Source organism: Bacillus sp. FDAARGOS_235 (genome assembly GCF_002073415.2).
Taxonomy (GTDB): domain Bacteria; phylum Bacillota; class Bacilli; order Bacillales; family Bacillaceae_G; genus Bacillus_A; species Bacillus_A toyonensis.
Genome location: NZ_CP020437.2, coordinates 2,960,398 through 2,984,318, shown reverse-complemented (window position 1 = coordinate 2,984,318; position 23,921 = coordinate 2,960,398). Strand labels below are relative to the sequence as shown.

General features: G+C 34.1%; 20 protein-coding genes. 5 read left to right on the top strand and 15 right to left on the bottom strand.

Features of this window, described 5'->3' with window-relative positions; translation table 11 throughout:
- Positions 1-13: 13 nt before the first annotated feature.
- Entirely contained in the window at positions 14-886 is an 873-nt protein-coding gene (locus A6J74_RS17310; RefSeq protein ID WP_000659604.1) for a TetR/AcrR family transcriptional regulator, read from the bottom strand.
- A 152-nt stretch (positions 887-1,038) separates the two neighbouring features.
- Between A6J74_RS17310 and A6J74_RS17305 the strand changes: the two genes are divergently transcribed.
- Positions 1,039-4,155: an efflux RND transporter permease subunit gene (locus A6J74_RS17305; RefSeq protein ID WP_001033538.1), complete on the top strand. Its 3,117-nt coding sequence runs from the start codon at positions 1,039-1,041 to the stop codon at positions 4,153-4,155.
- Between the two features lie 28 nt (positions 4,156-4,183).
- Here the strand turns inward: A6J74_RS17305 and msrB are convergent, their stop codons facing one another.
- From msrB to lytS, 6 genes are all read right to left on the bottom strand, one after another.
- Positions 4,184-5,149, bottom strand: a complete 966-nt coding sequence (gene msrB, locus A6J74_RS17300; RefSeq protein WP_080609546.1) for a peptide-methionine (R)-S-oxide reductase MsrB — start codon at positions 5,147-5,149, stop codon at positions 4,184-4,186.
- A gap of 91 nt (positions 5,150-5,240) precedes the next feature.
- Positions 5,241-6,284, bottom strand: coding sequence for an AI-2E family transporter (locus A6J74_RS17295; RefSeq protein ID WP_001166022.1), 1,044 nt, complete (start codon positions 6,282-6,284; stop codon positions 5,241-5,243).
- 317 nt (positions 6,285-6,601) lie between these two features.
- Entirely contained in the window at positions 6,602-7,294 is a 693-nt protein-coding gene (lrgB, locus tag A6J74_RS17290) for an antiholin-like protein LrgB (protein ID WP_000168869.1), read from the bottom strand.
- 34 nt (positions 7,295-7,328) lie between these two features.
- Positions 7,329-7,760, bottom strand: coding sequence for an antiholin-like murein hydrolase modulator LrgA (lrgA, locus tag A6J74_RS17285; protein WP_000104898.1), 432 nt, complete (start codon positions 7,758-7,760; stop codon positions 7,329-7,331).
- Between the two features lie 132 nt (positions 7,761-7,892).
- Positions 7,893-8,633, bottom strand: coding sequence for a LytR/AlgR family response regulator transcription factor (locus A6J74_RS17280; RefSeq protein WP_000921837.1), 741 nt, complete (start codon positions 8,631-8,633; stop codon positions 7,893-7,895).
- The gene (lytS, locus tag A6J74_RS17275) at positions 8,611-10,380 is read right to left on the bottom strand and encodes a two-component system sensor histidine kinase LytS (RefSeq protein ID WP_000933603.1); all 1,770 of its coding nucleotides are present in this window, start codon (positions 10,378-10,380) and stop codon (positions 8,611-8,613) included. Before lytS ends, A6J74_RS17280 begins: the two co-directional genes overlap by 23 nt.
- Positions 10,381-10,707: 327 nt before the next feature.
- Here lytS and A6J74_RS17270 point away from each other — a divergent pair, with 327 nt between their 5' ends.
- Positions 10,708-12,003 (top strand): MFS transporter, encoded by a 1,296-nt coding sequence (locus A6J74_RS17270; RefSeq protein ID WP_001028012.1) that lies wholly within the window; start codon positions 10,708-10,710, stop codon positions 12,001-12,003.
- A 59-nt stretch (positions 12,004-12,062) separates the two neighbouring features.
- Here the strand turns inward: A6J74_RS17270 and A6J74_RS17265 are convergent, their stop codons facing one another.
- Entirely contained in the window at positions 12,063-13,631 is a 1,569-nt protein-coding gene (locus A6J74_RS17265) for a BCCT family transporter (RefSeq protein WP_001242403.1), read from the bottom strand.
- 365 nt (positions 13,632-13,996) lie between these two features.
- Positions 13,997-15,067 (bottom strand): nitric oxide synthase oxygenase, encoded by a 1,071-nt coding sequence (locus A6J74_RS17260; RefSeq protein WP_000047638.1) that lies wholly within the window; start codon positions 15,065-15,067, stop codon positions 13,997-13,999.
- A 215-nt stretch (positions 15,068-15,282) separates the two neighbouring features.
- On the opposite strand from A6J74_RS17260, the gene sodA reads away from it, so the two are divergent.
- Positions 15,283-15,909 (top strand): superoxide dismutase [Mn], encoded by a 627-nt coding sequence (sodA, locus tag A6J74_RS17250; RefSeq protein WP_000094062.1) that lies wholly within the window; start codon positions 15,283-15,285, stop codon positions 15,907-15,909.
- A gap of 88 nt (positions 15,910-15,997) precedes the next feature.
- On the opposite strand, the gene A6J74_RS17245 is transcribed toward sodA, so the two are convergent.
- Together A6J74_RS17245 and A6J74_RS17240 are read right to left on the bottom strand one after the other, a co-directional pair.
- Positions 15,998-16,891 carry an NAD-dependent epimerase/dehydratase family protein gene (locus A6J74_RS17245; protein ID WP_000859782.1) on the bottom strand — a complete coding sequence of 298 codons (894 nt, stop codon included), beginning with the start codon at positions 16,889-16,891 and terminating at the stop codon, positions 15,998-16,000.
- Between the two features lie 94 nt (positions 16,892-16,985).
- Positions 16,986-17,576 carry an AmiS/UreI family transporter gene (locus A6J74_RS17240; protein WP_000542573.1) on the bottom strand — a complete coding sequence of 197 codons (591 nt, stop codon included), beginning with the start codon at positions 17,574-17,576 and terminating at the stop codon, positions 16,986-16,988.
- A 372-nt stretch (positions 17,577-17,948) separates the two neighbouring features.
- Here A6J74_RS17240 and A6J74_RS17230 point away from each other — a divergent pair, with 372 nt between their 5' ends.
- The gene (locus tag A6J74_RS17230; protein WP_001128273.1) at positions 17,949-18,350 is read left to right on the top strand and encodes a hypothetical protein; all 402 of its coding nucleotides are present in this window, start codon (positions 17,949-17,951) and stop codon (positions 18,348-18,350) included.
- 167 nt (positions 18,351-18,517) lie between these two features.
- On the opposite strand, the gene galE is transcribed toward A6J74_RS17230, so the two are convergent.
- Complete coding sequence (gene galE, locus A6J74_RS17225) at positions 18,518-19,534, bottom strand: UDP-glucose 4-epimerase GalE (protein ID WP_000996154.1); 1,017 nt, start codon at positions 19,532-19,534, stop codon at positions 18,518-18,520.
- 221 nt (positions 19,535-19,755) lie between these two features.
- On the bottom strand, positions 19,756-20,403 hold the full coding sequence (gene trhA / locus A6J74_RS17220) for a PAQR family membrane homeostasis protein TrhA (protein WP_000995370.1): 648 nt from the start codon (positions 20,401-20,403) through the stop codon (positions 19,756-19,758).
- Between the two features lie 164 nt (positions 20,404-20,567).
- Between trhA and A6J74_RS17215 the strand changes: the two genes are divergently transcribed.
- Positions 20,568-21,128: a DUF1836 domain-containing protein gene (locus A6J74_RS17215; RefSeq protein WP_000427895.1), complete on the top strand. Its 561-nt coding sequence runs from the start codon at positions 20,568-20,570 to the stop codon at positions 21,126-21,128.
- Between the two features lie 42 nt (positions 21,129-21,170).
- On the opposite strand, the gene dbpA is transcribed toward A6J74_RS17215, so the two are convergent.
- Together dbpA and A6J74_RS17205 are read right to left on the bottom strand one after the other, a co-directional pair.
- On the bottom strand, positions 21,171-22,616 hold the full coding sequence (dbpA, locus tag A6J74_RS17210; RefSeq protein WP_000037208.1) for an ATP-dependent RNA helicase DbpA: 1,446 nt from the start codon (positions 22,614-22,616) through the stop codon (positions 21,171-21,173).
- A gap of 188 nt (positions 22,617-22,804) precedes the next feature.
- Positions 22,805-23,836, bottom strand: coding sequence for an acyltransferase (locus A6J74_RS17205; RefSeq protein WP_000827026.1), 1,032 nt, complete (start codon positions 23,834-23,836; stop codon positions 22,805-22,807).
- Positions 23,837-23,921: the final 85 nt, after the last annotated feature.

Genomic DNA, 23,921 nt, shown 5'->3' with positions numbered 1-23,921 from the left:
AAAACTATCATTGTTACCTTTTTATATTGTAATACCCCATAAGTCTCAAACGGAACTCTTTTAAATTTGGGTATACATCTAAATTAGACAACATCCCTTGAATGACTGGGACCCTTGGATTTGGCAATCTCATTTCTGCCTCTAAAACATCTAGCGTAATAAGTAATTCATCATCTTCTAATTGATCAGCTAATGTACGCTTAAAAACAATTATTTCTTTTAAAAAATGCTCCTTAACTTGTTCTTTAATAAGCTCTGATTTACAAAGAAACTCTCCAAGTCTTTCTTCATGTAAAACAGGTTCTTCCGAAGATTCTATAAGTCCATCTACTAAATGATCCACCCTTTTTAAAATAAAAGCCGATACATAGGACAAATCAATTTCTGGCGCTTGTAAAATAATTAATTCTAAATATCCACGGCAGATCCCTTCTACCATAATTACTAAATCTAATAAATACGGCATAACCTTGTCACCATAAATAGACAACAAACTATTTCGATAAAATGCATGAGATTCCAATTTCATCCTCATCATAAATTCTTCTACTTCTTTATTAAATGGAATAGCATTTTCCCTCGCATGCATAATAATAAATTCCTTATGCTTTTGTATATCATTAAACTGACAGCACAATTGTTTTTCAAATTTTTCACGGGGTAATAGTGATTCTTTTTCAATATCCATCATTTTATTTTGAATCTTGTCATAATAATATCGAAGTGTTGCTAATAAAAGCTCATCTTTCGATTTAAAGTATAAATAAAAAGCTCCCTTAGATATACCACAAGCTGTCACAATTTCCTGCACTGATGTCGCATTTACACCCTTAGTCGCAAATAACTTCATAGCCATCTCTATAATTAAGCGCTCTTTTTCTTTCATATCTTCTCTCCTACGTTTAATCTCGCATCATATTATAAACTCGAATTTGATTTTATTATATCATCTCTTTTCATTGACTACTGACCAACCAGTCAGTTATATTATGTATTAGACTGACCAGTTGGTCAATACAATATAAAGGGAGCGCAAACATGAACAAAATCATCAATTTCTCATTAAAAAATAAGTTCGCAGTTTGGCTACTAACCATTATTGTTACCATTGCAGGGATATATTCTGGGCTTAATATGAAACTGGAAACAATTCCTGATATTACAACACCTGTTGTAACAGTAACTACGGTTTATCCTGGTGCTACACCAGAAGAAGTAGCTGACAAAGTTTCAAAACCGATGGAAGAGCAATTGCAAAATTTAAGCGGTGTAAACGTTGTTAGTTCATCATCTTTTCAAAACGCATCTTCTATTCAAGTAGAGTATGATTTTGATAAAAATATGGAAAAGGCCGAAACAGAAATTAAAGAAGCTCTCACGAATGTAAAACTTCCTGAAGGCGTAAAAGATCCGAAAGTTTCACGAGTAAACTTTAATGCTTTTCCTGTTATTTCGTTAAGTGTAGCAAGTAAAAATGAATCTTTAGCTACGTTAACAGAAAATGTAGAAAAAAATGTTGTTCCAGGATTAAAAGGACTTGATGGTGTTGCATCTGTTCAAATTTCAGGTCAACAAGTAGATGAAGTACAACTTGTTTTCAAGAAAGATAAGATGAAAGAATTAGGTTTAAGTGAAGATACTGTAAAAAATGTGATTAAAGGATCGGATGTATCTTTACCACTTGGCTTATATACATTTAAAGACACGGAAAAATCAGTTATTGTAGATGGAAATATTACAACAATTAAAGCATTAAAAGAGCTAAAAATCCCAGCTGTACCTTCAGCACCTAGCGCTCAAGGTAATCAAAATGCTGGAGCCGGTGCACAAACGCCGCAAATGAATCCAGCCGCTATGAATGGAATTCCAACAGTTACATTAGACGAAATTGCTGACATTAAAGAAGTTGGGAAAGCAGAATCTATTTCTCGAACGAATGGAAAAGAAGCCATTGGAATTCAAATTGTGAAGGCTGCTGATGCAAATACGGTTGATGTTGTAAATGCAGTGAAAGATAAAGTAAAAGACCTTGAGAAAAAATATAAAGACTTAGAAATCATCTCAACATTCGACCAAGGTGCACCGATTGAGAAATCGGTTGAAACAATGCTTAGCAAAGCAATTTTCGGGGCTATCTTTGCGATTGTTATTATTATGTTGTTCCTACGAAATATCCGAACAACATTAATCTCTGTCGTTTCTATACCACTTTCTTTATTAATTGCTGTTTTAGTTATAAAGCAAATGGATATTACGCTTAACATTATGACGCTTGGAGCAATGACAGTCGCTATCGGACGCGTTGTCGATGACTCAATTGTTGTTATTGAAAATATTTACCGAAGAATGTCGTTATCAGAAGAGAAACTACGCGGAAAAGATTTAATTCGTGAAGCTACGAAGGAAATGTTTGTCCCAATTATGTCTTCTACTATTGTAACCATTGCTGTATTCTTACCTCTTGGACTTGTAAAAGGTATGATTGGTGAAATGTTCTTACCATTCGCCTTAACTATCGTCTTCGCTTTATTAGCATCGTTACTAGTAGCAGTTACAATCGTACCAATGCTAGCTCATTCTTTATTTAAAAAAGAGAGCATGAGAGAAAAAGAAGTACATCATGAAGAGAAACCAAGTAAATTAGCAAACGGTTATAAACGCATACTTGCATGGGCTTTAAATCATAAAATCATTACATCAAGTATCGCTGTCCTTCTATTAGTTGGTAGTCTCGCACTTGTGCCGATTATCGGTGTAAGCTTCTTACCTTCTGAAGAAGAAAAAATGATTATTACAACATACAATCCAGAGCCAGGTCAAACATTAGAAGACGTTGAAAAAATTGCAACGAAAGCTGAGAAGCACTTCCAAAATAATAAAGACGTCAAAACAATTCAATTCTCATTAGGTGGCGAAAACCCAATGAGTCCTGGTCAATCAAATCAAGCAATGTTCTTCGTTCAATATGATAACGATACGAAAAACTTTGAAAAAGAAAAAGAACAAGTCGTGAAAGATTTACAAAAGATGTCTGGAAAAGGCGAATGGAAAAACCAAGATTTCGGAGCAAGTGGCGGTAGTAATGAAATTAAACTATACGTTTACGGAGATAGCTCGGAAGACATTAAGCCTGTCGTAAAAGATCTTCAAAATATCATGAAGAAAAACAAAGATTTAAAAGACATAGACTCTAGTATTGCAAAAACATATGCAGAGTACACTTTAGTAGCAGATCAAGAAAAGCTAAGTAAAATGGGTCTAACGGCCGCTCAAATTGGAATGGGTCTTTCTAATCAACATGATCGCCCTGTTTTAACAACAATTAAAAAAGACGGTAAAGATGTAAATGTATATGTAGAAGCTGAAAAACAAAATTATGATACAATCGATGATTTAACAAATCGAAAAATTACAACACCACTTGGCAATGAAATTGCTGTTAAAGATGTGATGACTGTAAAAGAAGGTGAAACTTCTAACACAGTAAAACATCGTGATGGTCGCGTTTATGCAGAAGTTAGTGCGAAATTAACATCGGATGACGTTTCAAAAGCATCTGCTGCAGTTCAAAAAGAAGTAGATAAAATGGATCTTCCTTCTGGTGTAGACGTTTCTATGGGAGGCGTTACAAAGGATATTCAAGAATCATTCAAACAACTTGGCTTAGCGATGTTAGCTGCGATTGCCATTGTATACTTCGTTCTTGTCGTTACATTTGGTGGTGCCCTTGCACCATTTGCGATCTTATTCTCGCTACCATTCACAATCATTGGTGCACTCGTTGCCTTACTAATCTCTGGTGAAACGTTAAGTGTATCTGCAATGATTGGTGCGCTTATGTTAATTGGTATCGTTGTAACAAACGCAATCGTGCTTATTGACCGTGTTATTCATAAAGAAAATGAAGGTTTATCCACACGTGAAGCATTACTAGAAGCTGGTGCTACACGCCTTCGTCCAATTTTAATGACTGCAATTGCAACAATCGGGGCTCTTATCCCGCTTGCATTAGGATTCGAAGGCAGCGGCTTAATTTCTAAAGGACTTGGTGTAACAGTAATTGGTGGATTAACAAGTTCAACGTTATTAACACTTCTTATCGTTCCAATCGTTTATGAAGTATTAAGCAAGTTTAAAAAGAAAAAAGTAAAATAATAAAAAAATAACCTCGCAATTAGCGAGGTTATTTTTTATCTCCAAACAAGATTAGGCAATCCCCATATCCTTCTTTCTCTAACTCCCGTTTTGGGATAAATCGAAGAGCTGCTGAATTTATACAATAACGAAGGCCATTTGGTCCTGGGCCGTCTGGAAATACATGCCCAAGATGTGAATCTCCTTCCTTACTTCTCACTTCCGTGCGCGTCATATTATGACTAACATCCATTTTTTCTTTCACACTAGCTGACATCACCGGTTTCGTAAAGCTCGGCCAGCCACATCCACTATCAAATTTATCTATAGAAGTAAACAATGGCTCGCCTGAAACGATATCTACATAAAGACCTTCTTCTTGATGGTTCCAATACTCATTTCGAAATGGTGGTTCTGTACCGTTTTCCTGTGTTACATAAAACTGCATCTCATTGAGTTTTTCTTTTAAATGAGCATTATCCTTTGGCCAATGTTGCTTAATAAAAGCATCTCGTCCCGATCCTTTACGATATAACTCATAGCGGAATGTATTTTTCTTATGATATCCTTGATGATATTCTTCAGCTGGATAAAATGTAGCAACTGGCAATATTTTTGTCGCAATTGGCTTTGAAAAGCGCTCACTCTTCGCAAGTTCTTCTTTTGAAGCCTCTGCCTTGTTCTGTTGTTCTTCATTATGATAAAAAATCACTGTTTCATAAGACTGTCCACGGTCATGGAATTGTCCGCCGACGTCAGTTGGATCAATTTGTCTCCAATATATTTGAAGCAACTCTTCATACGGCATTTTATTTGCATCAAATGTAATTTGTACCGCTTCATAATGTCCCGTCGTTTCTGAACAAACTTCTTTATAGGTTGGATCTTCTTTATGACCACCTGTATAGCCAGAAACAACCTTTATAATACCTTCCATCTCTTCAAATGGCGAAACCATGCACCAGAAGCACCCGCCAGCAAATGTAGCCAATTCTATCTTTTCATTTACAGCCATTATTTCACCCCTATTCTATATTCTTCTTACAGTATGGCATAAGAAACATAATGTTATAAAAGAAAAAGCATCGAATATCGATGCTTTTTCTTTACTTCACTCTATTTTTTTCAATATCCCTCTCCATTTCATCACTCGTTACATCTAAAACATCTAATAAGAAAATGAAGATCGGAATACCGATAATAAGTCCCCACACACCTAAAAAGTGCTCTGAGAATATTAATACCATAAACGTATAGAAAATCGGTAAATTTGTTTTTTGGGACATAAACTTCGGATTCAATACGTAACTTTCAAGTGCATGAATAACTGTTACGATAATTAAAATATAAACAACGTACATAATACCGCCGATATTGTAAGCAATCATACAAAGCGGGAATAACGAAATAATAACCCCAGCTACTGGAATTAAACCAAGTAAGAAGATCATTAACGCTAAACCTAATAATTGTGGAAATCCTAATATCCATAATGCAATAACAGATAAAACACAGTTAACAACCGCAATTAAAAATTGTGCTTCAATTACTTTTCCAAATGAACGTGCAAATTTCTTTCCGAAGTACTCAATTTCATGATAGAAAATTGCAAGCCTGCTTTCTTTAAACTTTGCAGTAAAAGCAACGATACGGGCCTTTTCCAACAAGAAAAATAAACTTAAAATTAAAGAAAGTAAAACTTGAAGACCGAACTTCCCAACATTCGTAATAGATTTATACAAAATGTCTACGCCTTGTCCTACATATTTCGAAAGTTCCATATGATTGACAGCATTAACCGCATACTTAATCAATTCACTATCCGGTGGATTTCTTAAAAATACGTTAAATTGATAAATCAATTGTGAAATTTGTATCGTTAATACTGGTAAATATTTAAATAGTGTAATAGCAATTCCACCAATTAACATTACGTATAGAAATGCTATAATGAGTTTTCGATTAATGGGCATAAAATTATCTAATTTGCGAGAAATAAACTTTTGGAATCGATCCATTAAATACGTAAGAATAAACGTAATTAATATTAAATTCAACATACTTTGCAACCCATATAACACGAGAGCAAGTATTACTAATACGAGTAACCTCTGAAATCCTTTGCTTTGAAACAGGTTTTTTATTTGCATAATCGACGAGTACTCTCTCCTGTCCTATAAAGTAAAACGTTAATAAGTAGATTTCTCTCTATTTTCTACCTATAATTTATTCATTCATATGAAGATGAGCTATCATATAATTCCTAAAACCATACAGTAGCTTACTTCTTATTTTACAATACAATGACCTAATTCAAAACGTATTCTACACAGTATTAATGAAGATTTAAGGAAACTTGCATTTTGCTAACAATAGGTCTTACCACTACTGTAACATAAAAAGCAAGCCATCAGTAGGAATGTGTCCTACAAATAGCTTGCTTTTCTCATTTTTTAAGTAAGTTTTACTATCCAATGAATGGCATGAACATCGGTATGACGACAACTGTTACAACCCCAACTACTGTTACAGCAATACTTGCCATAGCTGCCTCTACTTCACCCATTTCAATTCCTACCGCAACACCTAATGCATGACCTGCTGTTCCAAGTGCTAGACCTTTCGCAATTGGATGTTTCACTCTAAATGTTTTTAAAAATAATGCTCCTAATGCGTATACGATAACTGCGTTAAAAATAACTGCAAACGATGTTATGGCTGGAATACCACCAATACTTTCAGAGATTGGTAATGCAATTGCTGTTGTTGCTGCCTGTGGTAACATTGAATTCATTACTGCTGTATCTAAACCAATTGCCTTTGCTACAATGAATACGACAATTACTGAACAAATAGATCCAACCACGATAGCCGATAAAATTTGCCACCAATATTTTTTTAACTTATCAACTTGTTTATATAATGGAATGGCAAATGCGATTGTTGCTGGCTCTAAGAAGAAACTAATCATTTTTCCGCCAGTATTATATTCTTCAAAAGTAAAATTACCTACCTTTAGAAAGACAATCCCTAATACCATTGCCACGAATAACGGTGTAAATAAGAAGAATCCTTTTGAGTGCTTAAATAATAATGTGCCGATTCCGTATGCGATTAATGAAACGACGATTCCGAAATATGGAGTCATTGTACTTGCCATGTTCATTACCCCCTAACAATATATACTAAAATGGTTACGCAACTTTTCCGTGCTTGCGTCCTTTATTGACTACTTTCAATTCTTTTGTATCTTTTGTTTCTTTGTCATCTTTTCCTAAAATAAATTGTGCAAATAACCCTGTTACAGCGAGTAAAATAATTGTTGCGACAACAATTACAGTTAGTATTTGTACAAAATATTGTCCCATTACACCAAGAGAATTAATAACTGAAATACCTGATGGGACGAAAAGGAATCCGATAATACCTGTTAAAGCTGTTCCGAGTGATTCAACCTGCTCTAATTTAATAACTTTTAAGCATAATAGACTAAATAAAATGACTAACCCGATTACCGATGAAGGCATCGGAATTGGTAAATGTGTTGCAATAATATTAGAAATTAACATAATAGCTGAGAATATGAATGCTTGTGATAAAAAACTATATACTTTTTTCGTACTCATTTTGGCCACCTCTTTCGATTTGGTACCTTTATTGTATAAGATGTACACGTTTTGGTAAGCGTTTACAAAACAGAGCGTCACATATACAGAATCAGTTACAAAAATAAGAGGATGAAATACAAAAGCTGCTTCTTAAATACGAAGCAGCTTTTTAAGTTCTTTTGCATATGTACGGCTAACAGGTACTTTTGATCCTTCTTTCATAATTAAATTATAAGTAGAATTGAACCACGGCTGCACTTCTGTAATATGATTAATATTTGCAATAAAACTACGATGAACACGCATAAAACTTGTTTGTGGTAACTTCTTTTCCAAAATTACAAGTGTATCGTGTGTTACATATGTTTCCCTCATTGTTTTTACTGTTACTTTCCCATCTACGAGTCCTACATATATAATATCTTCAATATTTACAAGTACGATTGATTCCTCAATTGGCAATGCTAATTTATGCATCTCTGCTGTTACATCTGTCCCCTTTATTTCTTGCTTCGTTTCTATTTTCGCTTGTTTTTGCTTTTTATATTTCTTCAATGTCTGTACAATGCGTTCTTCATCGAATGGTTTTAAAATATAATCTAACGCATCTACTTCAAATGCTTGTAATGCGTATTGATCATAGGCCGTTGCAAATACAATCGCAGGAGGATTTTTCATCTTTTTTAATATATTTGCGATTTCAAATCCATTATCATCGGATAATTGAATATCCAGAAATACAATATCTGGTTTATGGTTCATTAGTTCCTCTAATGCGTCTTCCACACAATCAGCCTCACCAATTATCTCAACTTCTTTCGTTCTTTCTAATAAATATTTTAGCTCATCACGTGCTAACATCTCATCATCAACTACTAATACTTTTAACAACCCGTTCTTCCTCCCCTACTTTTTTTGGAATTATAAAGGTAACCTCCGTCCCCTTATTTAATTCACTTTCAATATGAAGCATCGTGTCTTTCCCAAATAAACCGACTAGACGTTCATTAATATTATATAAAGCTGTTCCAGTCCCTTTCTTTGATGAAACTACCATTTTCCCTAATTGTTCTAAACGTTCTATCTCAATTCCCTGCCCATTATCCCTCACTTCAAAGTGAACCATACCTTCTCTTTCAAACACATGCACTTCTACTTCGCATACTGGTTGTTTCTTTGGAAAAGCGTGCCGCAATGCATTTTCAACCAATAATTGAAGAACAAATGGTGGTACTAGAGTTGTCTTTAGCTCTTCCTCAATATACAGCTTTACTCCATACTTATTTGGGAACCTTGCTTGTTCTAGTGATAAGTATGCCTGTACATGGTTTAATTCTTGTTCTAGTGGAATCAATAACTGACGTGCCCCTTGCAAATTACAGCGGAAATACACACTAAGCTGTAATAATAACTTCCTTGCTTTTTCTACATCGGTTCGGCATAAAGCTGATACTGTATTAATCGCATTAAATAAAAAGTGCGGGTTAATTTGTGCTTGTAATGCTTTTATCTCCGCATCTTGCAATAATTTGCTTTGCAATTCAGCTTCACCTAATTCAAGTTGTGTAGAGAATATTTTTGCCAACCCTTCTGCTAATTCCTCTTCCACACGACTTAATTGGTTAGGATTTTTGAAATACAGTTTTAATGTCCCTATCGTATTTCCATGTGAAGTGAGTGGAATAACGATCGCCGCTTGCAAGGGACAACCTTCATGTTGACAATTAATAACCTCACGTGATTTTGCTTTCATTATTTTCCCTGTGTTTAACACTTCTTTCGATAAACCAGTTATTAAACTATGTGAAGGAATATGGTGATCTGATGCTAATCCAACATGAGCTAATATTTTCTCTGTATCTGTTAAGGATACCGCATCTGTTCCTGTAAAGCGGTGAATAATTTGTGCCACATGCTTACACGATTCTTCTGTTAAGCCTTGGCGAAAATACGGTAACGTTTTATCAGCAATACGTAATACCTTATGGGTCTGAAGTGCCTTTGCGTTCTCTTCCTGACGCAAAATAGCTTGTATCATAGAAAGTAAAATAAAACTTCCAAAACTATTTACAAGGATCATTGGTATCGCAATTGTTTTCACAATACTAATTCCATCCTCTACAATTAATAGGATCATAATCATTTCTAAAGAAACGATAACAACACTTAAAATTGCTGAAAACTTAGGTGTAATTGTACGGTTATATTTTTTGAAAATGTATCCGATATACCCTGTTATAATCCCTGCTAAAATAGAAGAAATTGCACAACTTAGCGCTGTCGTACCACCGAGCATATAACGATGAATACCAGCGATAACTCCTACCCCAACTCCTACGATTGGTCCACCAAGTAAACCACTAATACCCACACCCATAATACGTGTATTCGCAATGGTACTTGATGAAGAAACACCTTGTAGCCAATTTTCATTCATAATCGTATTTCCTGCTATTTCAATACCGGTGTAATTGCTTACAATTGTAAACACAGAAAAAATACAAATAAGCTTAAGCTTATCTACATATCCGTCCTGCCTATGGAGAAGGCGCCTAAACGTTTTAATATGAGAGAGTAAAAATCCTAAAATAACGATAAGTCCGACGCGTTCAATCATCATGAGTACTAAATTTAACATCTTTGATTCATTCCTTTTTATTTAGTTAGTTTTATTATGGGAAAATAACGAAGTAGGCGTCAAGAAGAATGAAATGTTTTTTGAAATATTTTACACATGGAAATCTCCTCTTTATTTGACAATGTAATAGAAGAGTGCTAAAAATAAAGTAATATCATACAGTCCTTTAACCCAACCCCGTGAGGTTGAGAAGGAAGTCGGAATACTATATACGTATGTTCTTTTTTAGAGATACGTATGCTTTTTGGGCCTTCTCATCATATCAGGTGAGAAGGCCTTTTGTTATTCTTCCATAGCGACTGTAGAAGAAAATAAGGAGGAATAATAATGAACATCACCACTGATGTACAAACAACAGAGGAGACGAAAGAGAAAAGATATAAAACACTGTTTGGTTCTGCACTAGGATACGCCGCAGAAGGTTTAGATATGCTGCTCTTATCTTTCGTACTCGTCTATATTTTAAAAGAGTTTCATTTAAGCCCTGTTGAAGGTGGGAACTTAACATTAGCTACGACAATTGGTATGCTAATTGGTTCTTATTTATTTGGGTTTATCGCTGATTTATTTGGTCGTATCCGTACAATGGCCTTCACCATCTTACTATTTTCACTAGCAACAGCACTCATTTATTTCGCAGCAGATTACTGGCAATTATTAATTCTTCGCTTTTTAGTTGGAATGGGAGTTGGTGGTGAATTCGGAATTGGAATGGCCATCGTAACTGAAACATGGTCAAAAGAAATGCGTGCTAAGGCAACATCGGTCGTTGCACTTGGATGGCAATTTGGTGTTTTAGTAGCTTCACTTCTTCCAGCATTTATTGTCCCGTATTTTGGATGGAGAGCTGTTTTCTTATTCGGACTAATTCCAGCTTTACTAGCTGTTTATGTACGTAAAAGTTTAAGTGAACCGAAAATATGGGAGCAAAAACAACGCTACAAAAAGGAATTGTTACAAAAAGAAGCTGATGGTATTTTAACAACTACTGAAGCAGAACATCTAAAACAACTAAAAAAATTCCCACTTAAAAAGTTATTTGCAAATAAAAAAGTAACAATAACAACAATTGGTCTTATTATTATGTCGTTTATCCAGAACTTCGGATATTATGGGATTTTCACATGGATGCCAACTATTTTAGCAAATAAATATAACTATACATTAGCAAAGGCGAGCGGTTGGATGTTCATCTCTACGATTGGCATGCTCATTGGAATTGCAACCTTTGGTATTCTGGCTGATAAAATTGGTCGTCGTAAAACTTTTGCAATCTATTATATCGGTGGTACTATATACTGTCTTATTTACTTCTTCCTATTCACAGATTCAACATTATTATTATGGGGAAGTGCATTGCTCGGATTCTTTGCAAATGGAATGATGGGCGGATTCGGAGCCATTTTAGCTGAAAACTATCCCGCCGAAGCTCGCTCTACAGCGGAAAACTTTATTTTCGGTACAGGACGTGGTTTAGCTGGATTTGGCCCTGTTATTATCGGTTTACTCGCTACAGGCGGAAATTTACTTGGAGCATTATCCTTAATTTTCATCATCTATCCAATCGGATTAATTACAATGTTATTATGTGTGCCAGAAACAAAGGGAAAAGTATTAGACTAAACGAAAAAGAGGAAGCATCTCATTTAAAATGCTTCCTCTTTTCAGTGTTTATTTATCATTTATTTTGATTTACTAGCTTTCTGGAATAAGAAAGCAGTTTTATCTTTTTCTTGTACAATGCCTTGCTTCAATGCTAATTCTCCTGCAACTTTAGGTGCCAGCCACAGCATCGGGAATAACAAAATTGATACCGGAACAGCTGTCACTACAATGAAAGATTGTAATGCATTAATGCTTCCTTCTCCCATATATAAAAGAATTGCTGCAACTGCTCCCATAATAAGCGACCAAAAAATTCGCAAGCTAATTCTAGGATCTCCATCTCCAGTCACTGCCATTGAAATGGAATAAGCCATTGAATCTCCTGTTGTTACTACAAATAAAATCGTTAATAAAAGAAATGCCGGTCCAATAATATTAGATAGTGGCAGTTGCTCTGTAATTGCAATCATAGCTGCTGGCATACCAGATTCACTTAAAGCGTTCGAGATAGATCCAGGCTTCATTAATTCATAAAATACACCCGATCCCCCCAATATAGTGAACCAGAACGTTGTAATAATAGGTGCAATAATTCCAATTGCAACGATGATTTCGCGAATCGTTCTTCCTCTTGAAATTCGACTTACTAAAATTGCCATCATTGGTCCATATCCAATAAACCATCCCCAGAAAAAGATTGTCCAAGATCCTAACCAACCTGTATCCCCGCGGTATGTGCTCATTGGTATAAACTCATTTATATAAAACCCAAACGAAGAAACAAATGAATCAATAATAAATCCACCTGGTCCAAAGAATAACACAAACACCATCAATAAAATCGCTAGTTTAACATTTAAATCACTTATTATTTGAATCCCTTTATCAATACCCGTTACCGCAGATATAGTAGAAACAACTACCACACAAATAATAATTGCTAATTGAGTAGTAAACACGTCGGAAATTCCGAATAATGCTTGTAAGCCATAACTTGCTTGCAAGCCTAAAAATCCGATCGGACCAATTGTTCCTGCAGCTACTGCAATAATTGCAAATGCATCAATCATCGTTCCAAGCAAACTCTTTCGCAATTTCTCTCCAAAAATAGGATATAAAAGCGTACGAGGTTTTAACGGCATACCTTTATGATAATGTCCATACATCATAACTACCGCACTAATTGTACCTAAAATCGTCCAAGCTAAAAATCCCCAATGCATATAACTTTGTGCTAAAGCAGGCATGACTGCTTCTTTCGTTCCAGCAGATATACCTTCATGTATTGGTGGCACCGTCATCAAATGGTACATTGGCTCTGCCGCTGCCCAAAAAACGCCACCTCCGGCAAGTAGTGTAGACATAATAATAGCAAGCCACTTTGCCGTACTAATCTCAGGTTTTTCTAAATTACCTAGTTTGACCTTCCCATATTTCGAGAATGCCATACACATCGCAACAATAAATGTACCTAACAATAAAATCTGCCAAAAAGCCCCGAAGTACTTAATTGAAAATGCAAAACTGCGATTAATAGCTCCCTCTACATAACCTTTATTTAAGAAAACTGCGATTACAAATAATAAAAGCGAACCACCACTAATAAGAAATACAGGCCAATCTGTTTTTTGATTCTTCATCCTCATTTACACATCCTCCTTCCTCAGCAATCTAAAAAAACAACTTTATTATGTTTTCTTGTTTAAATCCAAAACACAATTATTATATAAATATAATAATTCATCAATTTTCCACATACTTATGTTGTCCCTAAAAATATGCTAAACCCCTTATTTAAAAGAAATATTCTATTCCTCTTACATAAAAAAGCAAAACAAAAGACCTTATATGTCTATAAGGTCTTCGAAACAGAAATTTGATTATAACATAAGGAACTCCCTGGTTCAAAAAGCTCCTGCCAAAAATAACCGAGAGTAAAGGCTTCCATTTGCTACATAACAGTAATTAAAAAAATTTTATATTTTACAGGAAATCCCCCCTATACTAAATATTATTTATGAAAGAAATTTGGCTTCAAAATATCATTCGGATACGGTTTATGATAAATATGAGTGGCAGCTGGCGATAATGGCGGTATTAACCATACCCAATTTCCTGTTACAACGCGACCACAGGCAGCTTCTTGCTTCTCAAATTGCTGAAATTGTTGTGCAGCAGTATGGTGGTCAACAATACTAATTCCTTGTTTTTTAAATGAATATAATACAGCAATGTTCAACTCAATTAATGCCTTGTCTTTCCATAACGTGCTATTTCTTGATGTATCTAAATTCATCATTTCTGCAACTGCTGGAAGTAAATTATAACGATCCTGATCAGCTAAGTTCCGAGCTCCAATTTCCGTCCCCATATACCATCCATTAAACGGAGCTGCCGTATAAGAAATACCACCAATCTCTAAACGCATATCTGAAATCATCGGCACTCCATACCATTTCACTTCTAAAGATGAGATTGGGTAATCTGGATGCTCAATTGGTACTTCTTTTACTTCTTCTTTTGGAATTTCTTTATATATAGGCTCTTTTCCATCAACAGAAAATACAAGCGGTAATACATCAAAATTCGTACCTTCTCCTTGCCAGCCAAGTTCCTGACAAAAATCCGTAAATGTAGCGGAATGAGAATCACCGATTACTCCCATTTCTGTTTTATATCCTGCATATCGAATTAATTGATGATTATAAATTCGTATATTATTTTCTTCACTTTCATATTGCTTAAAAATTGTAATTGTCGGTTTAACTTTCCCGTCGTTCGTTGCATATTTAATGTGATGAATTAACGCATTATATACACCTTCTTCATCATTCACTTCACGTGCATCTAATATGTGCATCTTACTCCAGAATAACCTTCCAATACATCTATTACTATTACGCCATGCCATTCGCGAACCATGAACAAGTTCTTCAAATGTATGCTCATACGTTCCCGTTCTCTCTATTTCCATGTGAATTTCTTTTATACGCTCTTCTATGAATTGCTCTTTATTAAGCTCTTTATAGCAAGTAGTAATAAAATTACTCGCTTCCTCTATTAATTGTTTCGTTTTACTCATAAACAATCTCCTTCTATTTCAACAAACGCTACTAATTTACAGTATAAGCAAAAAGGATAATAGTCACAAACGAAAGTGAAAGTGTTACTTTTATTGTAATATTTTCAGAAAATTATAGAAATCCCTCTTGACTTCTATGAAAAATAAGTGTATTTTTGACTCAGGTAAAATATTTTTACCTAGGCCAACTTTTAAACTAGAAAGGAGGTAATATTATGTCTTCATTTCAATTGCCAAAACTTTCATATGACTATGATGAATTAGAGCCATATATTGATAGCAATACACTTTCTATCCATCACGGAAAGCACCATGCGACATATGTAAACAATTTAAATGCTACTTTAGAAAATTATACTGAATTACATAATAAATCTTTAGAAGAGTTACTATGTAATTTGGATGATTTACCAATGGAAATTATTACAGCAGTTAGAAATAACGGTGGTGGTCATTATTGTCATAGTCTTTTTTGGGAAGTGATGAGCCCTCGAGGTGGCGGCGATCCTAATGGAGACGTTGCAAAAGGAATTGATTATTATTTCAATACCTTTGACAACTTAAAAGACCAACTGTCCAAAGCGGCCATTAGTCGTTTTGGAAGTGGATATGGATGGCTTGTTCTTGACGGTGAAGAACTTTCTGTTATGAGTACACCGAATCAAGATACACCTTTGCAAGAAGGGAAGATCCCGTTACTCGTCATTGATGTATGGGAACATGCCTATTATTTAAAGTATCAAAATCGGCGCCCAGAGTTTGTTACCAACTGGTGGCATACAGTGAACTGGGACCGGGTAAACGAGAAATATTTACAAGCAATTCAATCACAAAAACATTAGTCGTGCGTATAAGGTAAATTTGGTAATGTAAAATCAGTATTGTCGAAATCCTCCAGAATCCCCCGGATTGCCACCGGGGGATTTATGATTACTTCATTGTATTTATGTAATGGCGTAAAATATTTTTCATTTCTAGTTTCAACTCTCGGAATGGAAATCCCAATTCACGAGCCTTTTCATTATGTAACGTACAATTAATTACTTCATTATAAGGCGCTTTATTATCTCCTACTTCTTGAATGAGAGCTTTTATCCCCGTATTTTCTTCTATGAAACGAATAACTTCTCTGGTAGAAACTACCCCGTTGCTACAAGCATTAATCGGCCCTTCTATGTTTTCCATCCCACACCAAGCTAAAAACTCTCCTGCTTCTTTCTCATGTATAAATGCCAAATCTCCATCTACATGATCCACAACGATAGGCTCTTGTTTCACAACATGTTCAACGTAAAATTGTAATCTTTTCGTATAATCATTTTCTCCAATAACAACTGGAAAACGCACTGCAACAACTGGGAATGCTGCATGTTGAAATACAACTGCCTCAGCTAATCTCTTACCTTCACTATAATTAAAATCATTCCTATCTCCATACGTGATTGCATACTCATATGGATTAAAGTCCTCTTCTAACAGACCTAGCGCAGGCTCATAGACAGCCATTGAAGATGTCATAATATACTTCTTAGTTTTTCCTTTTAACACTTCACATGCTCTCTTCGCTGCATTTGAGCTATAGCATAAATTATCGTATACAATATCATAACTTTTACCTTCTAAACGCTTTGCTAGTTCTTTTTCGTCTTCTCTATCTACGATGATTCTTTTTACTGCACTTCCAAAGGAATCTTTAGTAACTCCCCTCGTCGCAATCGTTACATCATGTCCAACTTGCAACAGCACTTCTACTAAATGTTTACCAAAAAATCTTGTTCCCCCTAGTACCAATACTTTTTTCACCTTCATCATCACCGTTTTCATAAATTGTAAAATACTACCTCCCTTATTATAAATGCTAAAATAAAAAAACATGGAATCAGTTTAACGATTCCATGTTTTTTCTACATATGACGCATTAACGTACTCGATATTTAAAAATACAATAACAGAAATATAAAATAGAAATTACTGATACATAAACCCATAGTTCATATACAAATCCCTCTCCCCAAACTCCCATAAAATAAAAGAGTGAAGGCAGTGTCAATGTTACCCATGATTGTACGAAAGCAATTCTTCCAAGATATTGATTGATATTCTTTTTTTGTGTATTTAATACAAAGAATAAATACCAAAGTAATGCCCACATAAACCATGTTAACGCATTAACAACATCGTTGAATTGAACAAATGAAACGACCATATAGAATAAAGCAATAATCGCTACCCAAATACAGAACCATCCTAGACCACTACTATCCATTCCCTTTATAAAAGTAACACCTACATATAAATAGGTTAATCCAAATAAAAAGGTAGCTGCATATGAATATACCGTCCAATTACTTTGATCAGAAATCATAATCAAATAGAACGGAATGATAATTTGTAATGCCCCCACAAATAAATTAAAAACACCTGCGCTTTTCATCTCTGCTTTTCCTAATATAACAAGACTATTTAAAAATAAAGCTGCACCTGAAAGTAATAATCCTACATAACCCATATATATTCGTGTGAAAATCTTATCTTTTCACACTTTTAACCTCCCCACACTTTAAAGTGATACCTATATTATTTTTCTTCCCATTTAAAACTACATACATAATTTTTCATCTGAATAAGTCAGACTTCCTACCTTAAAAAAGAGCAAACTTAAAACGCTTTCAATAATAAATAACCCTATCAAAATATGCAATAGGATTCCTTGATTATAAACGGACTCAAACAAGGATACAAGTGTTGGAATACTTTTCAATCATACGTTTTTAATTTCTATAAAAAATGAATAGAATGATACATTTTCCCTATCTCATTCTACTAATGCCTAGCATAAAATATAGTACAATCATATCATTTTAAGGAAGGTTTGATATTTATGCCTCTTCATTATCCAAATCAACCTGTTTTTCACTCCACAGGTGTATTAACAAGAGAGCCTGCAACTGTTTCAGCAGTAGTAAACATTGTAAATTTAGATGCATTTTACGCACACTATGTAAGTATAGAGGTTTGGGATTGGTCTAACTATTCTAATCCTGTAAAATTACCTGTACTAATTGGTGAAAATGCGGAAGTAGTATTTCCATATATTTTACAAGGGAACAACTTAGCAGTTTTTTATGCTGATTTAGGTGACGCTGTTGACTTGTATGAAATTCGTATTTCTTATCCTAGCCACTCCAATATTATCGCAAATTGTTTTGGACGAAGCATACCGCCATACGCAAGCCAAGAAGGTAATACCGTATATCATAAACAACTTGTTCGAATTCATTAAGTTCTCTTTCCAAATCACCAATTTATAAAAGCATTCAATAGATTAAATTCCTATTGAAGTGCTATGGTCAGTAATACTCTCTTTCATTTTCTTTTCCTCAACGAAAACTATTACTGACCTTTGGTTCCTTTATTATACATAAATACAATAAAAATAAAGTATCCTCCTTAAATCATTTGATAGCCATTTTTATTATTTACCTGCCATCTCCAAGAATCTAAACACATTTCTTCTAATCCATATTCCGCTTCCCATCCTAATTCTCGCTTCGCTTTAGATACATCAGCAAAACATATCGCTACGTCCCCAGGACGACGCCCGATAATTTTATACGGTATTTTTTTGCCCGAAACCTTCTCAAAAGCATTAACCATCTCCAATACACTATACCCTTTCCCTGTACCAAGGTTATATGCATCTATTCCTGTAGTTTCAAGCACTTTCTCAAGTGCCTTTACATGTCCTTTTGCAAGGTCAACAACGTGAATATAATCACGAACACCTGTCCCGTCTTTTGTTGGATAGTCATTTCCAAATATATTTAATTCCTTTAACTTCCCTACCGCTACTTGTGTTACATATGGCATTAAATTATTAGGAATCCCATTTGGATCTTCTCCAATACGACCACTTTGATGCGCCCCAAATGGGTTGAAATAACGAAGTAACGCGATACTCCATTCACCATCAGCTTTTGCAACATCACGCATAATTTGCTCTATCATTAACTTTGTTTGCCCATATGGATTTGTCACGCTTAATGGAAATTCTTCCGTAATTGGTGATGTTTTTGGAATTCCATATACAGTTGCAGACGAACTAAAAATAAATTTTTTCACATTATGTTTTTGCATTACATCACATAATATAATCGTACTTATAATATTATTATAATAATATGTAAGCGGAATTGTAGTAGATTCCCCAACTGCTTTGAAGCCAGCAAAATGAATAACTGCTTCAATGTTATTTTCCAAAAAAATCTCATTCATTTTTTCACGATTTAAAACACTTTCATTATAAAATTTAAATTGTTTCCCTGTTATTTCTTTTACTCGGTTTAAAGACTCTATTGAACTATTTGAAAGATTATCTACGACTATAATTTTATAATTATTATTTAATAATTCTATACACGTATGACTACCAATATATCCTGCTCCACCCGTTATAAGTATCGCCATATATATAGTCCCCCACTTATCATCAATTATAAAATTTTATAATCTCAATACACATCTATCCTATCATATTCCAAGATATAAATTCTAAATATTTTAAATTTTCTTTTATATAAAAAGCTACATAACCTTTAAGTTATGTAGCTCTTCAACATCTATATTTTTCTATATCATTTTTTATTACCCAAAAATTTTAGTAAAAGCTATCCAAACGTTCTGATTTGTTAAATTACGTAACAATATACACTTAAAAAGTGTGCCAGGCTTCCTAATAATACGAAAACATGAAAAATTTCATGGTGTCCCATATATTTAAACTCCAACCATTTTGGCTTAGCACCGTAAATAAACCCACCAATTGTATAAAAAATACCTCCAAGTATTAAGAAAAGGATACCTCCTGTACTTAAATTCTCAGCTAGCGGTGCAAAGAATAGAACAATTAACCAACCCATCAGAAGATAAATTCCTGTCGATAACCATCTTGGGCAATTAAACCAAAACATTTTAAAAACAATACCACAAATCGCAGTTGCATAAACCAAACAAAATAGTAGTAAACCATTTGCCGAACTTAATGTAATTAAGCAAAAGGGTGCATATGTACCTGCAATTAATATAAAAATCATAGAATGATCTAACTTCCTAAAGAAATAAATAACACGTTCACTGGCTACAACACTATGATACACAGCTGATGCCATATAAAGGACCATCATCCCAATACCGAATAAAATAACAGCTGTAATTGCAGCAAAAGATGGCATCTTAACAGAAACTTTCACAAGCATGGCTAATAATGCAATAAATGCTAATACAGCTCCTCCTAAGTGAGTAAATGCATTAACCGGTTCTCTTACATAAGCATTCATATAAACACCCCTCATATAATTACATGTAGTTTTAATAACTACATGTAATTATATACACATTATTTATACTAGTCAACATTTACAATTCACTTGTTTCGTAATACCATATTTAAAGATATACTAAACATTCAGTTCCACTAAGTTATAAAAGTGAGGGGTTTTACGTGGAAAATATAAATAAATTACTTGAATCATTACATTTAGAAAAAAATATTAAACTTGAGGATATCCCAAATGTCGACTTATATGTAGACCAAGTTGTTCAACTATTTGAGAATACTTATGCGGATACAACAAGAACTGATGATGAAAAAGTATTAACAAAAACAATGATTAACAATTACGCAAAAGGGAAACTATTCATCCCTATTAAAAATAAAAAGTATTCAAAAGAGCATATGATTTTAATTAGCTTGATTTACCAATTAAAAGGAGCCCTTTCCATTAATGACATAAAAAGCTCCTTAGAAAATATAAATGTACCTTTACTAAACGATGATACATTCGAATTAAATACTCTCTATAAAGATTATCTTGCTCTTACTGAAACCAATGTGGAAACCTTTAACCAGGACGTAAATAACCGTATTAGGGAAGTAAATGAGATTTCCTCCTTAGAAGATCAAAAGCTAGAAAAGTTTTTATTACTAACATCCTTCGTGACGATGAGTAATATGTACAGACGATTGGCAGAGAAGTTAGTGGACGATTTAAAAGAATCGTAAATAAAAAAACTATCCACCTGTTACAGTGGATAGTTTTTTTATTTACTTAATTGCTTCATGGACTTTTAATTGTTTCCCTTTAATCGTTGTATTTTTCATGGTCTTTAAAACAATTGGTCCTTTTCCATTTAATATTTCAACGTAAGAAACATTGTCCTGTATCGTAATAATTCCTATATCTTCTGCTGTAACACCTTTAATTTTAGCAATTGTGCCGACAAAATCTACCGCTCTAATTTTCTTTTTCTTCCCACCATTAAAGTACAGCTTCATAATCCCTTTGTTTAAGTCTGCACTTTTATCTTTCTTTATAATTGGTTTAGCATGTATTTTTTCCTCAAATACTGCCTTCCCTTTCATAACCTCTTCTTTTGAAGGTGCATATGCCTTTGGAATTTCAAAGCCGATGTACGCCTCAATTTCTTCTAAAAATCTATTTTCATACGGAGTTATGAATGTAATAGCTTTTCCTTTATTGCCAGCTCGTCCCGTTCTTCCCGTACGATGTACATAACTTTCTTTTTCTAACGGAATATCATAGTTAATAACATGTGTAATATTATCAATATCAATTCCTCTAGCAGCTACGTCTGTCGCTACTAAATAACGGAACTTTCCTTTTCTAAAATCGTCCATAACTTCAAAACGATCTTCTTGCACCATACCACCATGTATTTTGTCACAAGGATAGTTAACACGGTTTAACTGTCTAAATACGTGATCTACATTTTCTTGTGTACGGCAAAAAATAATACAACTATCTGGATTCTCAATTGTTGTTACATCTTTAAGAAGTGAAAGCTTCTCCTCTTCTCTCGTCTCAAAAAGTGTATGTTCAATTTTGTCTGTGGTAATCCCGGCAGCCTTAATTTCAATATGCGTTGGCGAATCCATATACGTACGGGATAACTTTTCAACATCTTCTGGAAGTGTTGCCGAAAATAGCATTGTCATTCGCTTTGTAGGTAATTCATCAATAATTGCCTCTACTTGATCAATAAAGCCCATATTTAGCATTTCATCTGCTTCATCAATGACTAAATACTTCAGACATTCTAAAGAAAGGGTACCTTTTTCAATATGATCTAACACACGGCCAGGAGTCCCTACTACGATATGTGTCTTTTGTTTTAACTCTAATTTTTGACGTGCAAATGGAGACTTACCATAAACGGCCGCAGCCTTAATTCTTTTGAAGCGGCCTATATTCGTAATATCTTCTTTCACTTGAACAGCAAGTTCTCTCGTCGGCGTCAAAACTAATGCTTGTGGCTTATTCTCTTCCCATTCCACCATTTCACAAAGTGGAATACCGAATGAAGCTGTTTTTCCACTTCCAGTTTGCGATTTTACAACAAGATCCTTCTTTTTCAATGCAACTGGAATAACCTCTCCTTGCACTTCTGTTGGATGTTCATATCCTAAACCAGTAAGTGCTCGTATTATTTCTTTACTTAATGCATAATTACTAAATTCCTTTTTACTCATATACTAACCTCATTTGAATTTTATATTTAAATAACTATACTCTCCATATCTAACGTCAAGTTATACCAAGATACTATATTAAATCAATGTTTTCAATTCATTTAAGTTTCAATTTATCTACGTATAATTCTTAAATAATAAAGGACAGCCTTAATTATAAGTCTGCCCCTCTAAATTGTATTCATCTTTTATGGAACTAATTTTTTTACAACTGGTATTCTTTGCAATACTAAAGTAATTACCATACTAAGAACAATTGTGATTGTTACATTAATAGGTATTGCCAATATTGCATGTGCATGTTCATTCACCTTTGGAAATACTCTGTACAGATAGTTATTTAATAAGAAATAGTGAAGGATATAAATACCAAGGCTCGCTTGATTTATACCGCGTAATACAAATGGTAATTTTCTTTCTGAATTTCCGAAAGAATATTTGAAAAATACAAATAAACTAATCGCCATAAGTACAACACCTGGAGAAAAGTATCCATACCAAAACTGATCCAATTGTCCGTTTGCCTGAACTGTATAATAATATGTAACAAAGAATGTAATAATAAATCCTACAATTCCTCCAATGTAAGCCAAATTCCTCCACTTTTTCACAATATCATAATTGGATAAATAATAACCAAGAAGGAAATAGCCTACATAATTTGTAACGTAAAATAATTCAATATTAAAGTTGATAGGATAATAATATTTTGCCAAATTAACGACAACAGATGCATATAACCATAAAATTAAAAAATACTCTATCTCTTTCTTTTGAGCATTCTTCACAAAAATTTTCAGTAAAGGTGTAATTAAGTATATCCCTACAATCATGTACATGAACCATAAATGTCCACCAATACTATCTGTTAGAAAATATTTTATCCCCTGTTTTATAGAACGCGGGAAATATCCTGCATAAGCTCCGTATAAATAAAATAAAACACTCCAAGCTACAAAAGGTATAATTACCTTACTTGCACGTTTCTGTATAAATTCTCCAATAGAAATATCTTTCGTACCCTTTAATAATAAAGCTCCACTAATCATCACAAAGATTGGAACGCTAGCGCGTGAAAGTGACTCAAAAAGATTCCCAGACAACCAACGCGAAACGTTATTTGCATCCAATGTGGAAACATAACCAGCGGAGACATGAATTGTAACTACTGCGATTGTCGCTAACACACGCAACCAGTCCATATACACTAATCGTTTCATTAACAGCTCTCCTAAATTTACATATTTGATTTTTCCTATACCACACATAATTTTACATTAAATCATGTTATGTTAAAACAAATTT

Coding starts and splice junctions, on each gene's coding strand:
- lrgB (WP_000168869.1), bottom strand. CDS start 7,294: ATGGCAAGTACAATGACTCCATATTTCGGAATCGTCGTTTCATTAATC.
- trhA (WP_000995370.1), bottom strand. CDS start 20,403: ATGAATGCTTATGTAAGAGAACCGGTTAATGCATTTACTCACTTAGGA.
- lytS (WP_000933603.1), bottom strand. CDS start 10,380: ATGTTAAATTTAGTACTCATGATGATTGAACGCGTCGGACTTATCGTT.
- A6J74_RS17230 (WP_001128273.1), top strand. CDS start 17,949: ATGCCTCTTCATTATCCAAATCAACCTGTTTTTCACTCCACAGGTGTA.
- dbpA (WP_000037208.1), bottom strand. CDS start 22,616: ATGAGTAAAAAGGAATTTAGTAATTATGCATTAAGTAAAGAAATAATA.
- A6J74_RS17270 (WP_001028012.1), top strand. CDS start 10,708: ATGAACATCACCACTGATGTACAAACAACAGAGGAGACGAAAGAGAAA.
- A6J74_RS17240 (WP_000542573.1), bottom strand. CDS start 17,576: ATGGGTTATGTAGGATTATTACTTTCAGGTGCAGCTTTATTTTTAAAT.
- A6J74_RS17295 (WP_001166022.1), bottom strand. CDS start 6,284: ATGCAAATAAAAAACCTGTTTCAAAGCAAAGGATTTCAGAGGTTACTC.
- A6J74_RS17245 (WP_000859782.1), bottom strand. CDS start 16,891: ATGAAAACGGTGATGATGAAGGTGAAAAAAGTATTGGTACTAGGGGGA.
- A6J74_RS17205 (WP_000827026.1), bottom strand. CDS start 23,836: ATGAAACGATTAGTGTATATGGACTGGTTGCGTGTGTTAGCGACAATC.
- galE (WP_000996154.1), bottom strand. CDS start 19,534: ATGGCGATACTTATAACGGGTGGAGCAGGATATATTGGTAGTCATACG.
- sodA (WP_000094062.1), top strand. CDS start 15,283: ATGTCTTCATTTCAATTGCCAAAACTTTCATATGACTATGATGAATTA.
- lrgA (WP_000104898.1), bottom strand. CDS start 7,760: ATGAGTACGAAAAAAGTATATAGTTTTTTATCACAAGCATTCATATTC.
- A6J74_RS17305 (WP_001033538.1), top strand. CDS start 1,039: ATGAACAAAATCATCAATTTCTCATTAAAAAATAAGTTCGCAGTTTGG.
- A6J74_RS17310 (WP_000659604.1), bottom strand. CDS start 886: ATGAAAGAAAAAGAGCGCTTAATTATAGAGATGGCTATGAAGTTATTT.
- msrB (WP_080609546.1), bottom strand. CDS start 5,149: ATGGCTGTAAATGAAAAGATAGAATTGGCTACATTTGCTGGCGGGTGC.
- A6J74_RS17260 (WP_000047638.1), bottom strand. CDS start 15,067: ATGAGTAAAACGAAACAATTAATAGAGGAAGCGAGTAATTTTATTACT.
- A6J74_RS17265 (WP_001242403.1), bottom strand. CDS start 13,631: ATGAGGATGAAGAATCAAAAAACAGATTGGCCTGTATTTCTTATTAGT.